Genomic DNA, 12,789 nt, shown 5'->3' with positions numbered 1-12,789 from the left:
CTCCTTGCCGCATCACTCTTCTTCCTCAGTGTGACGCGTCGTCAGCGAACGCCAGACGAGCACCGGAATGATCAGCGTAAACACGATCACTTCCTTGTAGGCGCTGGCCCAGAAAGACGAATACGACTCGAGCAGGCCGACCAGGATGGCGCCGGCGGCGGCCAGCGGATAGCTCGCCATGCCGCCGAAGATGGCGCCGACGAAGCCCTTGAGGCCGATCAGGAAGCCCGAATCGTAGTAGATGGTGGTGATCGGCGAGATGAGCACGCCGGAAAAGGCGCCGATCAACGCCGCCAGCGAAAACGACAGCTTGCCGGCGGAGGTTGCCGAAATACCCATCAGGCGCGCGCCGGTGCGGTTCATCGCCGTCGCGCGCAAGGCCTTGCCCCACAGCGTGCGCTCGAAGAAGAAATAGAGCGCGGCGATCAGCGTGAAGCTGGCGCAGACGACGAGCAGCGTCTGCCCCTGGATCAGCGCGTCGCCGATCTCGAAAGTGGCGTCGGTGAAGGCCGGCGTGCGCGAGCCCTCGGCACCGAAGAAGTAGAGCGCGAGCCCCGAAAGCGTGACATGCACCGACACCGAGACGATCAGCAGCACCAGCACCGAAGCTTCGGCGATCGGCTGGAAGACTAGGCGATAGAGCAGCGGCCCGAGCGGTACGACCAGCGCCAGCGTCAGCACCACCTGCAGTGCCAGCGGCAGTGAGGCGGCGGGAACGATGCTGAGCAGAGCCGCCAGCGCCGCCGGCAGGGCACAGTTCACCGCCAGAACCTTCGGGATGCGCTGCGCCTGGCCGTCCCGCAACGCGCAGACGATATCGACGGCAGCAGCGGCAATCGCCAGTGCGATCAGCAACCACAGCGTACCGGGCAGTTTGCCGGCTTGCAGGCTGGCCAGCGTCAGCGCGCCAAAAGCGACGAACTCGCCCTGCGGGATGAAGATCACGCGCGTCACCGTGAACACCAGGACGAGCGCCAGCGACAGCAGTGCATAGATGGCACCGTTGGTGATCCCATCCTGGCCAAGCAGCAGGGCGATCTGCAGATCCATCAGCGCTGCCGCTCCGCGGTCGCGCTTGATGCCGGCTGGCGAAGCTTCGTTCTAGCGGACAAGTGCATCAGCGTAGAAGGTTCCTGAGCGGCGATTACTTGACGAGAATCCACTTGCCGCCCTCAACGCGCGCCATGACGCGCGCGCGCTGGTCGAAGCCCTGATGGTCCTGCGCGCTGAGGTTGAAGACGCCGTGCGCCGCCGGCAGGTTCTTCACGCCTTCGATCGCATCACGCAGGGCGACGCGGAATTCGCGGCTGCCCGGCTGGGCTTTCTTCAGCGCCTGCGGAATGGCGGCGCCGAGCAGCAGGCCGGCATCCCAGGCGTGACCGCCGAAGGAAGAGACGCTGCCCTTGCCGTTGGCCGCCTCGTATTTGGCGATGTAGTCGAGCGCCACTTTCTTCGACGGCGCCGAATCGGGCAGTTGCGCGGCGACGACCAGCGGCCCCACCGGCAGCAGCGCGCCCTCGACATCCTTGCCGCCGACGCGCAGGAATTCGTTGTTGGCAACGCCGTGCGTCTGGTAGATCGCGCCCTTGTAGCCCTTTTCCTTGAGCGTTTTCTGCGGCAGCGCGGCCGGTGTGCCGGCGGCGCCGATGAGCACCGCGTCGGGCCTGGCGGCGATCGTTTTCAGCACCTGACCGGTGACCGAGGTGTCGTTGCGCTGATAGCGCTCGCTGGCAACGACGCGGATCTTGCGTGCTTCGGCGATCCTGGCGAATTCCTTGAACCAGCCTTCGCCGTAGGCATCGGCGAAGCCGATGAAGGCGACCGTCTGCACCTTGCTGTCGAGCATGTGCTCGACAATGGCGGTGGCCATGTGCGCGTCGTTCTGCGCCGACTTGAACACCCAGCGGCGTTTGGCGTCGAGCGGTTCGACGACGATCGCCGAGCCGGCCATTGAAATCATCGGCGTTTCCGACTCGGCGGCGATGTCGATCATCGCCAGCGAGTTCGGTGCCGTCGTCGAGCCGATCACCACATCGACCTTGTTTTCGGCGACGAACTTGCGCATGTTCTTCACCGCCGCCGTGGTGTCGGTGGCGTCGTCGAGAACGATGTAATTGACCTTCTGCCGGCCGATCGTCGTCGGCAGCAAGGCGATGGTGTTCTTTTCCGGAATGCCGAGCGAAGCCGCCGGGCCGGTCGCCGACAGGGTGACGCCGACGTTGATGTCGGCCGCCGCTGCGCCAGCGGCGAGCGCTGCGCACAGCGCAAGAACGAGCTTCTTCGCCTGGATCTGCTTGCTCATCGTCATTCCCTCCGTCGGCCGGCAACTGCAAAACCGCGAATGATACCAAAAGCTGCCGGAGGGACCCGTGTTGCAATCAGCGCGCGGGAAAACAATGCAGCGGCAACGCTGGAACGTGGCAGCGCTGCAACAGGAGACAGGCTGGCGGCGAGCTCCCGCTGCCAGCCTGTCGCCGCGATGACCGCGGCGCCGGACGAACTAGCGTACGAGCTGCCAGGCGCCGTCGTGGATGCGCACCATGACGCGCGCGCGCTGATCGAAACCGAGGTGGTCCTGCGCGCTCATGCTGATCACGCCGTGCGAGACGGTCAGATTTTTCGTTCCTTCGAGCGCATCGCGCAAGGCGCGACGGAATTCGCGCGTTCCCGGTTGCGCTTTCTTCAGCGCCGCCGGTGCTGCAGCGATCAGCAACTGACCGGCGTCCCAGGCATGTCCGCCGAAGGTTGAAGCGTTGCCCTTGCCGTGGATCGTCTCGTAGCGAGTGATGTATTCGAGCGCCATTTTCTTGTTCTGCGCCGTGTCCGGCAGTTGCGCGGCGACGAGGATCGGGCCGGACGGCAACAGCGTTCCTTCACAGTCCTTGCCGCAGACGCGCAGGAAATCCATGTTGGCGACACCCGAGCTCTGGTAGATCAGTCCCTTGAAACCCTTTTCGCGCAGCGATTTCTGCGGCAAGGCTGCCGGCGTGCCGGCAGCGCCGATCAGGATCGCATCGGGCTTGGCGGCGAGCACCTTCAGCACCTGACCGGTGACCGAGGTGTCGGTACGGTTGTAGCGCTCGTTGCCGACGATGCGGATCTTGCGCACTTCGGCAATCTTCGAGAACTCGTTCCACCAGCCCTCGCCGTAGGCGTCGGCAAAACCGATATAGGCGACCGTATGGACGTTGGCGCTGCTCATGTTCTCGATGATCGCAGTGACCATCTGCGCGTCGTTCTGTGCCGTCTTGAAGACCCAGAAGCGCTTGTCGTCCATCGGTTCGACGATGCGCGCGGCGGCGGCCATGGCGATCATCGGTGTTTCGGTTTCGGCGGCAACGTCGATCATCGCCAGAGAATTCGGCGTCGTCGTCGAACCGATGATCAGGTCGACCTTGCTTTCGGCAACGAGCTTGCGTGCGTTCTTCACCGCCGTCGTCGTGTCGGAAGCATCGTCGAGAACGATGTAATTGACCTTCTGCCCGGCAATCGTCGGCGGCAGCAGGGCGATGGTGTTCTTTTCCGGAATGCCGAGCGAAGCCGCCGGGCCGGTCGCCGACACGGTGACGCCAACGGTGATGTCAGCACTGGCCGGAGCGGCGAAAGCGAGCGCAAAAGCGGCGGCGAGAACGGAAATTGAAGCGCCGAGCAGACTGCGGCGGCGGGGAAGCGAGGCTGAACGCAGCATGGGCGAACTCCCGGATTTTTGCGGATATCAGGCGACTAATGGGGGAAAAGGCGTGCGCCCGTGCCGGCGCACGCCATCGTGGTTCAGTGCACCAGTTTCCAGGTGCCGCCCTCGATGCGCACCATGACGCGCGAGCGCTGGTCGAAGCCGAGGTGATCCTGCGGACTCATGTTGAAAACGCCGTGCGAGGCAGCGACGTTCTTGCTGCCTTCGAGCGCATCGCGCAGCGCCCGGCGGAATTCGCGGCTGCCTGGTTGCGCTTTTTTCAGCGCCACCGGCGCGGCGGCGGCGAGCAACTGGCCGGCGTCCCAGGCGTAGCCACCGAAGGAGGAGACGCTGCCCTTGCCGTTGGCGGCTTCGTACTTCGCGACGTAATCGAGCGCCGACTTGCGCACGGGGTTGTCCACCGGCAACTGGTCAGCAACGAGAACCGGACCGGTTGGCAGCAGCGTGCCCTCACAGTCCTTGCCGCAGACGCGCAGGAAATCGGCGTTGGCGACGCCGTGCGTCTGGTAGATCAGTCCCTTGTAGCCCTTTTCACGCAGCGATTTCTGCGGCAAGGCCGCCGGCGTGCCGGCACCGCCGATGAGAACGGCGTCGGGTTTGGCAGCGAGCACCTTCAGTACCTGGCCGGTGACCGAAGTGTCGGTGCGATTGTAGCGCTCGTTGGCGACAAGACGCAGCTTGCGCGCTTCGGCAATCTTCGAGAACTCGGACCACCAGCCCTCGCCGTAGGCGTCGGCAAAACCGACATAGGCCACCGTTTGCACCTTGTTGCTGGTCATGCTCTCGACGATGGCAGTCGACATCTGCGCATCGTTCTGCGGCGTCTTGAACACCCAGAAACGCTTGTCGTCCATCGGTTCGACAATGCGCGCCGATGCCGCCATGGCGATCATCGGCGTCTCGGCCTCGGCAGCTACGTCGATCATCGCCAGCGAATTGGGCGAAGTGGTTGAACCGATGATCAGGTCAACCTTGTTTTCGGCAATCAGCTTGCGCGCGTTCTTCACCGCCGTCGTCGTGTCGGAAGCGTCGTCGAGGACGATGTAGTTCACCTTCTGCCCGCCGATCGTCGTCGGCAGCAGCGGAATCGTGTTCTTTTCGGGAATGCCGAGCGAGGCCGCCGGGCCGGTTGCCGACAGGGTGACGCCGACATTGATGTCGGCATGCGCGACCGATGCCAGCGCGCTGGCGACGAAGCCGGCGAGGGCGAGCTTGAACTTCATTGTCTCCTCCGATTTTTTTGCGTTTCTGTCAGATAGGGAACGCCCCGGCGTCGTCAAGGCGCCGGGGCGTGGACGTATTGTGCTTGCTGCATGACGAGCGAGCAAGGCGCGGTGCGCTTTGCTTGATGCGTGGCCAAGTTGGCGAGTAGAGGTTTTTGTTCTTGAAGTTGAATGAATTAAAAGAAGATAAAGACAATAGTCGACGCAAGTCTGTGGACAAGTTTAAAAAAAGTATTTTATACAATAGGTTGCAATACTATTTCGCAGCTGTAGAAGCCCTGTATGCGCTTGTGGACAGTTTTGGACAACTTATCCACAGCTTAGCATTCGCCGGCTTATCCACTTCCCGTGCACAGCATTTGCGGCCACTTGTCCACAGCTTTGCCGACCCTGGCCGCGGCTTCGGCAACTGCTCAGAAAACCACGTGCAGCCAGGTGTCGCGGCTGAATTTGACGATCAGCGCGCTGACGACGACGGCGTCGTTGAAACCGGCGCAGAAAGCTGACGGAGCGAGCGCAAGCAGCAGCGGAGAAGGCTCATTCCGTCGCCGCTGAGTTGCCGCTGGCGGAAAACAGGCTGCCCAGCGACAGGTCTTCGCGCGACCAGGTCGGATCAGGGCGGAAGTTCGCCATCCAGTCGGCAAGCGCGCTGGCCGGCATCGGTCGCGCGATGCCATAGCCCTGCGCGCAATCGCAGCCGAGATGCAGCAGGGCAAGCCCATGCTCGGGCGTTTCGACGCCTTCGGCAACGACCTTGCGGCGGAAGGCACGCGTCAGCGCGATGACGCCCTCGACGATGGCCAGATCCTCTTCATCAACGAGCATGTCGCGCACGAAGGAACGGTCGATCTTCAGCGTATCGACCGGCAGGCGACGGAAGTAGGTCAGCGAGGAATAACCGGTACCGAAATCGTCGAGCGCAATCCTGACGCCGAGCTTGTGGCAGCCCTCAATGACACGTGTCGCGTGGCCGACGTCGCCGAGTGCTGCGTTTTCAAGCACTTCGAGTTCCAGTGCAGCCGGGTCGATGGCGAAGTGGCGCTGCAGCGCTTCCTGCAGGCGGTCGAGAAAGCTGGCGTCGGCGAGCTCGCGTGCCGAAACATTGACGCTCACCGACAGATCGAGTCCGCTGCGGCGCCAGACCGCAAGCTGCGTCAGCGCTTCTTCGAGCACCCAGGCGCCGAGCGTGCTGGCGAAATCGCTGTTTTCGATATCCGGCAGGAATTCGATCGGCAGCAGCAGTCCGCGTTCTGGATGTTGCCAGCGGATCAACGCTTCGACGCCAAAGACGCGGCCGCGGCGCATGTCCACCTTCGGCTGGTAATAGAGGACGAACTCGCGCTCGCGCAGTGCCTCGTGGATGCGCGCGACTGCTTCGTTCCGCGCGCGGGCACGCCGGTCGAGTTCGCTGTCGTAAAGGTGATAGCGGCTGCGGCCGGCCTGCTTGGCCAGGTACATCGACTGGTCGGCGTGGCGCAGGAGCGTGTCGGGATCGGCATCGTCCTGCGGGAACAGCGTTACGCCGATACTGGCAGTGACGTTGAATTCCTCGTCGCCGATGCGGTAGGGCTGGGCGACAACCGCAAGCAGACGCTGCAGACTGAGGCGGCACTCGTCGGCCGAAGCGAGCTCGGAGAGCAAGAGCACGAATTCGTCGCCGCCAAGGCGGGCCACCGTATCGTCGCCGCGCAGACTGGCGCGCAGGCGATGCGCAATTTCGACCAGCAGGCGGTCGCCGGCCTCATGGCCGAAGCGGTCGTTGATTGGTTTGAAGCCGTCGAGATCGAGGTAGGCAAGCCCGAGCATGCGCCCGTAGCGGCGTGCATGGGCGAGCGCCTGCTGCAGGCGGTCGGCCAGCAGCACGCGGTTGGGTAGCTGCGTCAGCGCATCGTAGTGCGCCATCCGCTCAAGCTGGCTCTGGTGCTGTTTTGCCTGCGTGATGTCGGAAAAGATGGCGATGTAATGGCTGACGCTGCCATTGCCGGCAAAGACCGCAGAAACGGTGACGCGCTGCGCGTAGCGTTCGCCATTCTTGCGCCGGCTCCACAGCTCGCCGCGCCAGTGGCCGTCGCTGAGGATGGCTGCGCGCAATGCACTGACGACATGGCCCGGCAGTTCGCTGCCCTGCAGCGCAATCGCGTTGCGACCAATGACCTCGTCGCGTGCATAGCCGGAAAGCTCGATGAATGTGCGGTTGACGTCGATGACGATGCCGGCGTCGTCGCTGATCAGAATGCCTTCGTGCGCATGCTCGAAAACGCCGGCAGCCAGCCGCATGGCGTCGGCAGCGCGACGGTTCTCGCTGATATCCTGAACGTAACCGTTGTAGACGTAGCCGCCGTCGGGCAGCGACATCGGTTCTGAATGGACGTGCAGCCAGCGCTCGGATCGATCCGTCGCGATGACCCGCAGTTCCATGCTGAAAGGCACTTTCGCCCGCCACGCCGCCCGCTGACCATCGCGAAAAGGCAGCAAATCGTCGGCGTGGATGCGGGCGAGGACCAGCGCCGGGTCGGTTTTGGCCTGCTCGGGCGTGACGCCGCACAGATCGTGCAGCGTCCGGTTGCAGAACAGCAAGCGGTAGTGCTCGTTCTCGAAGCAGTAGCGATAGACTGCCACCGGCAACGCATCGGTGACTTCACGTACCAGTTCGCGCGCGGCCCAGGCTTCGGCCTGGGCACGCTGCCGCTCGGTCTGATCGTGCAGCATCGACAGTACGCAGGGCTCGCCGTCAATGTCGGCCAGCGTTGCCGAGATCAGCACCTCGCGCGAGCGGCCGTAGTGGTCGACGATCGACGATTCGTGTCCGTGGATGCCGCCCTCACTGAATAGTTTGGCGACAAAGAGCTTGCGTTCCGCGGCACTAGCCCAGATGCCGAGGTCAATCGAGTTGGAGGCGAGCATGTACTCGCGCGTCCAGCCAAACATCTGAGAGTAGGCCTCATTGACTTCGAGAAAGCGGCCGTCGGCGATCCGGCTCAGCGCGGTGGCCACCGGCGCAATGGCAAATACCTGCCGGAATCGTTGTTCCGAATGGCGCAGCGCCTCTTCGGCGAGCGTCCGTTCGCGGGTGTTGCGCGTAACGCCGATCAGTGCTGGCTGGCCGTTCCAGCGGCCGCGGACGACGCGCGTTTCGGCGTCGATGCGCTGCCCGTCGGCACTGAGCAAGGGCAGCGTGCTGAATTGCGTTTCACCGGCGATGGCACCGAGGAGGATGTGCCTGGCTTCGGTAAGCAGTTCCGGCGGATGTGCCGAGGCCAGGGGCTGACCGATCAGGCCGTTTGGCGGATAACCGAGAGTTCCGGCGACCGCGGCGTTGTGATGCAGGATCGTCCCGTCGAAGCTGGCAACGAAGACCATGTCCGGCAGCGCGTCGAACAGGTCTTCAATGTTTTTCTGTTGCTGCTGAAGATCAAGCACCACCTGCCGGGCTTGCCCGACATCCGGCCTGAAAGGCGAGCGCAGGTCCGCGCAGAGCGAGGGCTGCGCGCTGGGCAGGGCAGTGTTTTCCGGGAAGATCGTTTTCGACATTGGCGCTTTGCAACACGGTCGGTCGACAAAGGTTTGCCAATTATCACCGAAGGCCGTCGGTGTGACGCATGCTCTTTCGCTGCACAGTTATTTTTTCGTCATGACCACGCGCTGGGCAGGGCAGCGCGAATGGCTCATTTGCCGATGCAGAAGCGCCCGAAGATTTCGCCAAGCAGCTCGTCGGCGCTGACTTCGCCGGTGATGCTGCCGAGTGCGCGCTGGGCGAGGCGCAGTTCCTCGGCGAAGAGCTCTAGGCGTTGTGTTTCCGCCTGCGCCGCGTCGATGTGCGCGGCCGCTTCGCGCAAGGCGCCGAGATGACGCTCGCGGGCGATGAAGACATCGTCGCCGGACTGCCAGCCGGCGAGGCGCAGCAGTTCGGCGCGCAGCAGTTCGATGCCCTCGCCACTCTTCGCCGACAACTGCAGGCAGGTGCCAGCCGCGGCCAGATCGGCGCCAGGAACCGACGCGGGCAGCACCGCGCGGCCGGCGGGAAGTCCGGTCAGGTCGATCTTGTTGAAGACGAACAGACGCGGCAGCGATGCCGGCAGGCGTGCGAGGATCGCGCGCTCTGCTTCGCCGATGCCGTGCTGGGCGTCGACCAGAAGCACGGCCAGATCGGCGCGTTCGATTTCGCGCCAGCTGCGCTCGATACCGATGCGCTCGACTTCGTCGCTGGTTTCGCGCAGGCCGGCAGTGTCGATGACGTGTAGCGGCACGCCCTCGATCTGCAGGCTGCTTCTGACCGCGTCGCGCGTCGTGCCGGCGATCGGCGTGACAATGGCCAGATCATCGCCGGCCAGCCGGTTGAGCAGACTCGATTTGCCGACGTTGGGCTGGCCGATGAGGACGACGGCGATGCCGCCCTGCAGCAGTCGCCCCTGCTGCGCGCGCGCAAAAACGCTGGCGAGTCTTTGGCGCAGGCGATCGAGACGGCCGAAGGCGTCGGCCGCCTGCAGGAAGTCGATTTCCTCGTCGGGAAAGTCGAGCGTCGCTTCGGTGAGCGCGCGCAGTTCGGTGAGTTCATCGACCAGCCGATGTATTTCCTGAGAGAACTCGCCCTGCAGCGAGCGCATCGCGCTCTTCGCCGCGGAGGCGGTGGCGGCGTCGATCAGGTCGGCGACGGCTTCGGCCTGCGCCAGATCGATCTTGCCGTTTTCGAAGGCGCGGCGGGTGAATTCGCCGGGCTCGGCCAGACGCGCGCCGAGTTCAAGGCAGCGGCCGAGCACCAGTTGCAGCACGACCGGCCCGCCGTGGCCGTGGATCTCGATCACGTCATCGCCGGTGAATGACGCCGGCGCCGGGAAGTAGAGGACGAGCGCGCTGTCGATGGCGCTGCCGTCGGCGGCGCGGATGGTCGCGAGTGTCGCCCGGCGCGCGACGGGATCGCTACCGGCGAGCGCCAGTGCCAGGGAGCCGAGATTGCTGCCGGAGACGCGCACCACGCCGATGCCGCCGCGCCCCGGCGCGGTGGCGATGGCGGCGATGGTGTCGGCAGCGCGCTTCACCGGCGCCCCGTGCTCAGGCGACGCCGGCGTTGTGCTCATCAGGCCTTGGCGTCGTTGGCCGCCTTGCCGCCCGCTTCGATGTCACGGGTGATCTTCCATTGCTGGGCGATCGACAGGATGTTGTTCACCACCCAGTAGAGCACCAGGCCCGACGGGAAGAAGAAGAACATGCCGCCGAAGATGAAGGGCATGGCCATCATCACCTTGGCCTGCATCGGGTCCGGCGGCGTCGGGTTGAGCTTGGTCTGGATGAGCATGGTGACAACCATGATCACCGGCAGCACGTAGTAGGGGTCGACCGACGACAGATCGGTGATCCACAGCGCCCAGGGTGCGTCGCGCATCTCGACGGCGCCGAGCAATGCCCAGTACAGCGCGATGAACACCGGGATCTGCACCAGCACCGGCAGGCAGCCGCCGAGCGGATTGATCTTCTCGCGCTTGTAAAGCTCCATCATTTCCTTGTTCAGGCGCTGCTTGTCGTCGCCGCAGCGTTCCTTGATCGCCTGCAGGCGCGGGCCGACGGAGCGCATCTTGGCCATCGACTTGTAGCTGGCGGCGGAAAGCGGGAAGAACAGCGCCTTGATGGCGATGGTGAGCAGGATGATCGCCCAGCCCCAGTTGCCGACGAGGCCGTGGATTGCTTCCAGACACCAGAAGATCGGCGCGGCGAGGATCGTCAGCCAGCCGTAATCGACCACCAGCGGCAGGCCTTCGGCGCCGACACCGCCACTGGCGACGGGTTGCGCCAGCTGTTCGAGGGTTTTCTGGATTTGCGGGCCGGCGTAGAGCGGCGTCGAAATCTGCGTCTTGCTGCCCGGTGCTGCCGCAGCAACCGGCAGGATCAGGCCGCTGGCATAGACCGGCTCGCCAGTACCTTCGACCTTGCGCATGAAGTACTCGCGCGGCACGCCCGTGGTCGGCAGGTAGGCGGCGACGAAATAGTGCTGCACCATCGCCAGCCAGCCGTTGTCGGCGTTGGCGTTGAACTTGGCCTTGCTCTTGTCGATGTCGGAGAAAGCGACCTTCTGGAACTTCTCGGTCGCCGTATAGACCGCCGGACCGGTGAAGGTCGACACCATCGAGCTCTCGCCCTCGGGCACCGTGCCGTCGCGCTGCAACTGGTAATAGGCGTGCGGCGCCAGCGTCTTCGCGCTGCCGTTGTCGACTTCGAAAGCGACGTCGATCAGATAGCTGTTGCGGTGGAAGGTGTAGATACGCGCCACCTTGACGCCATCGACCGCCGGCGCTTCCAGGCGCAGTTGCAGCGTATCGGCACCGTCGGCGAGTTCGCGCGCACCGGCAGCGACCGCGTACAGCGACTTGTGCGTCGGCAGGCCGTCGCCGATCAGGCCGCTCTGCGCGGCGTAGTGGTGCTTGCTGCCGAACAGCGCGAAGGTCTGCGTCTTATCCTCGACCGACTTGTAGCGGTTGAGCTCGAGGCTGACGATGTCGCCACCGAGCGTGGAAATTTCGGCGGTGAACAGGTCGGTCTTGATGCTGACTGTCTCCGCCTTCACCGGCGCGACCTCTGGTGCAGTGGCGGCCTTGGCCGCTTCGGAGGCGGCACGCTGCAGGCTGGCCGACGGTTGCGGCGCGGCGGCGGCGACCGGATCGACAGGCGCGGAAACGCTGGCGGGCGGCTGCGGTTGATGTTGCTTCGTCCACGCATCCCACAGCATGACCAGCGAGAAGAAGAAGACGAAGAGCAGAATCAGGCGACGGTTGTCCATGAACGGCCCAGGCGAGAATGATCAGGAATGAGAATGAATGCGGCGATAAGGCGTGGCAGCGGCGGTCACGCGCTCAGGGGACCGGATCGTAGCCACCCGGATGCCAGGGGTGGCAATGCGAAAGTCGGCGCATGCCAAGCCAGCTGCCGCGCAGAACGCCGTGGCGCTGAATCGCTTCGACGGCGTATTCGGAACAGCTGGGAAAGAAACGGCAGCGCTGCCCGAGAAGCGGGCTGATCGCGAACTGATAGAAACGGATCAGGGCCAGCAGCAGCGATTTCATCGTCTCATCGTTCGGAAAGCAGTTTGCGTAGCAGGAGATCGATTTCCTGCGCCAACGCGCGCCGGTCGAGCGGTGCAGGCTTGCACGCCAGCCGCAGCACCAGATCGCGTGACGGAAGCCGGGAACGCAGCAGGCGGAAGTGCTCGCGGGCCAGCCGCCGGATCAGGTTGCGATCGACCGAACGTTTCAGGAAGCGCTTGGCGACCACCAGCCCGAGCCGCGCACCGCTGACTTCTTCGGTGCTGCGAAGGCGGTAATGTAGCAGGAAATGGCGGCTTTTCAGCGCCCTCCTGAAACCAAAAACGGATGAAAATTCATCCGTTTTGGTGAGTCGATAACGCTTCGGGAAGGCGCTTGCCGCGCTCTGGCGCGTCACCGGCAGTGGACCGGGCGCAGCCGGATCGGCGTTTGGGCCGATGGCGTTCAAACGGCCAGACGGTGACGACCCTTGGCGCGACGGGCGCGAATGACGGCGCGACCACCACGGGTGCGCATGCGGACGAGGAAGCCGTGCGTGCGCTTGCGACGGATAACGGAGGGCTGGTAGGTGCGTTTCATGATCAAGCCTTTTAGGGGTCAAAGCGAATTGAGCGCGCCATTAGACAGGCGCGTCTCGCTCCTTGTCAAGGAAATTCCGATAATTTCCAGCAGATTCCGATAGATACCTGTTGCATCGCGGGTACGCCCGGCGCTTGCGCGAAGGCGGCCGATTATTTGCCGGGTAGCGTCCGCGAGCTTTCCAGCGCCGCCGGCATTTCGTCCTGCCTGTGGATAACTTTCATGCGAAAGGTTAGAATCGGGCGCTTGCCGGTGCTTTGCC

At 64.1% G+C, this 12,789-nt stretch carries 11 protein-coding genes; 1 reads left to right on the top strand and 10 read right to left on the bottom strand.

The window, feature by feature from the left end; translation table 11 throughout:
• Positions 1–12 precede the first annotated feature (12 nt).
• From GGD90_RS16435 to GGD90_RS16420, 4 genes are all read right to left on the bottom strand, one after another.
• Complete coding sequence (locus GGD90_RS16435; RefSeq protein WP_153117793.1) at positions 13–1,050, bottom strand: branched-chain amino acid ABC transporter permease; 1,038 nt, start codon at positions 1,048–1,050, stop codon at positions 13–15.
• Between the two features lie 94 nt (positions 1,051–1,144).
• Positions 1,145–2,302 carry an ABC transporter substrate-binding protein gene (locus GGD90_RS16430; protein ID WP_153117792.1) on the bottom strand — a complete coding sequence of 386 codons (1,158 nt, stop codon included), beginning with the start codon at positions 2,300–2,302 and terminating at the stop codon, positions 1,145–1,147.
• A 198-nt stretch (positions 2,303–2,500) separates the two neighbouring features.
• Positions 2,501–3,688 carry an ABC transporter substrate-binding protein gene (locus tag GGD90_RS16425; protein ID WP_153117791.1) on the bottom strand — a complete coding sequence of 396 codons (1,188 nt, stop codon included), beginning with the start codon at positions 3,686–3,688 and terminating at the stop codon, positions 2,501–2,503.
• An 83-nt stretch (positions 3,689–3,771) separates the two neighbouring features.
• Positions 3,772–4,917: an ABC transporter substrate-binding protein gene (locus GGD90_RS16420; RefSeq protein ID WP_153117790.1), complete on the bottom strand. Its 1,146-nt coding sequence runs from the start codon at positions 4,915–4,917 to the stop codon at positions 3,772–3,774.
• Between the two features lie 161 nt (positions 4,918–5,078).
• Here GGD90_RS16420 and GGD90_RS16415 point away from each other — a divergent pair, with 161 nt between their 5' ends.
• The gene (locus GGD90_RS16415; RefSeq protein WP_153117789.1) at positions 5,079–5,423 is read left to right on the top strand and encodes a hypothetical protein; all 345 of its coding nucleotides are present in this window, start codon (positions 5,079–5,081) and stop codon (positions 5,421–5,423) included.
• Between the two features lie 31 nt (positions 5,424–5,454).
• On the opposite strand, the gene GGD90_RS16410 is transcribed toward GGD90_RS16415, so the two are convergent.
• The 6 genes from GGD90_RS16410 to rpmH form a co-directional block, all read right to left on the bottom strand.
• Positions 5,455–8,448, bottom strand: coding sequence for a sensor domain-containing protein (locus GGD90_RS16410; RefSeq protein WP_153117788.1), 2,994 nt, complete (start codon positions 8,446–8,448; stop codon positions 5,455–5,457).
• Positions 8,449–8,582: 134 nt separating this feature from the next.
• Positions 8,583–9,992, bottom strand: a complete 1,410-nt coding sequence (gene mnmE, locus GGD90_RS16405) for a tRNA uridine-5-carboxymethylaminomethyl(34) synthesis GTPase MnmE (protein WP_153117787.1) — start codon at positions 9,990–9,992, stop codon at positions 8,583–8,585.
• Entirely contained in the window at positions 9,992–11,686 is a 1,695-nt protein-coding gene (yidC, locus tag GGD90_RS16400) for a membrane protein insertase YidC (RefSeq protein ID WP_153117786.1), read from the bottom strand. The genes mnmE and yidC overlap by 1 nt, the downstream gene beginning before the upstream one ends.
• 73 nt (positions 11,687–11,759) lie before the next feature.
• Positions 11,760–11,969, bottom strand: coding sequence for a membrane protein insertion efficiency factor YidD (gene yidD, locus GGD90_RS16395; protein ID WP_153117785.1), 210 nt, complete (start codon positions 11,967–11,969; stop codon positions 11,760–11,762).
• Positions 11,970–11,973: 4 nt separating this feature from the next.
• Positions 11,974–12,396, bottom strand: a complete 423-nt coding sequence (gene rnpA / locus GGD90_RS16390) for a ribonuclease P protein component (protein WP_228273795.1) — start codon at positions 12,394–12,396, stop codon at positions 11,974–11,976.
• Positions 12,393–12,527 carry a 50S ribosomal protein L34 gene (gene rpmH / locus GGD90_RS16385; protein WP_153117784.1) on the bottom strand — a complete coding sequence of 45 codons (135 nt, stop codon included), beginning with the start codon at positions 12,525–12,527 and terminating at the stop codon, positions 12,393–12,395. The genes rnpA and rpmH overlap by 4 nt, the downstream gene beginning before the upstream one ends.
• Positions 12,528–12,789: the final 262 nt, after the last annotated feature.

This window comes from Rhodocyclus tenuis (assembly GCF_014197755.1).
Classification (GTDB): Bacteria; Pseudomonadota; Gammaproteobacteria; order Burkholderiales; family Rhodocyclaceae; genus Rhodocyclus; species Rhodocyclus tenuis.
The sequence above is the reverse complement of the archived record's forward strand: the minus strand, read 5'-3'. Positions and strand labels throughout refer to the sequence as shown.

What these genes read in the sequence shown, in the direction of transcription:
- rpmH (WP_153117784.1), bottom strand. Translation starts at nt 12,527, where the DNA reads ATGAAACGCACCTACCAGCCCTCCGTTATCCGTCGCAAGCGCACGCAC.
- GGD90_RS16410 (WP_153117788.1), bottom strand. Translation starts at nt 8,448, where the DNA reads ATGTCGAAAACGATCTTCCCGGAAAACACTGCCCTGCCCAGCGCGCAG.
- yidC (WP_153117786.1), bottom strand. Translation starts at nt 11,686, where the DNA reads ATGGACAACCGTCGCCTGATTCTGCTCTTCGTCTTCTTCTTCTCGCTG.
- GGD90_RS16425 (WP_153117791.1), bottom strand. Translation starts at nt 3,688, where the DNA reads ATGCTGCGTTCAGCCTCGCTTCCCCGCCGCCGCAGTCTGCTCGGCGCT.
- GGD90_RS16420 (WP_153117790.1), bottom strand. Translation starts at nt 4,917, where the DNA reads ATGAAGTTCAAGCTCGCCCTCGCCGGCTTCGTCGCCAGCGCGCTGGCA.
- GGD90_RS16435 (WP_153117793.1), bottom strand. Translation starts at nt 1,050, where the DNA reads ATGGATCTGCAGATCGCCCTGCTGCTTGGCCAGGATGGGATCACCAAC.
- yidD (WP_153117785.1), bottom strand. Translation starts at nt 11,969, where the DNA reads ATGAAATCGCTGCTGCTGGCCCTGATCCGTTTCTATCAGTTCGCGATC.
- mnmE (WP_153117787.1), bottom strand. Translation starts at nt 9,992, where the DNA reads ATGAGCACAACGCCGGCGTCGCCTGAGCACGGGGCGCCGGTGAAGCGC.
- GGD90_RS16430 (WP_153117792.1), bottom strand. Translation starts at nt 2,302, where the DNA reads ATGAGCAAGCAGATCCAGGCGAAGAAGCTCGTTCTTGCGCTGTGCGCA.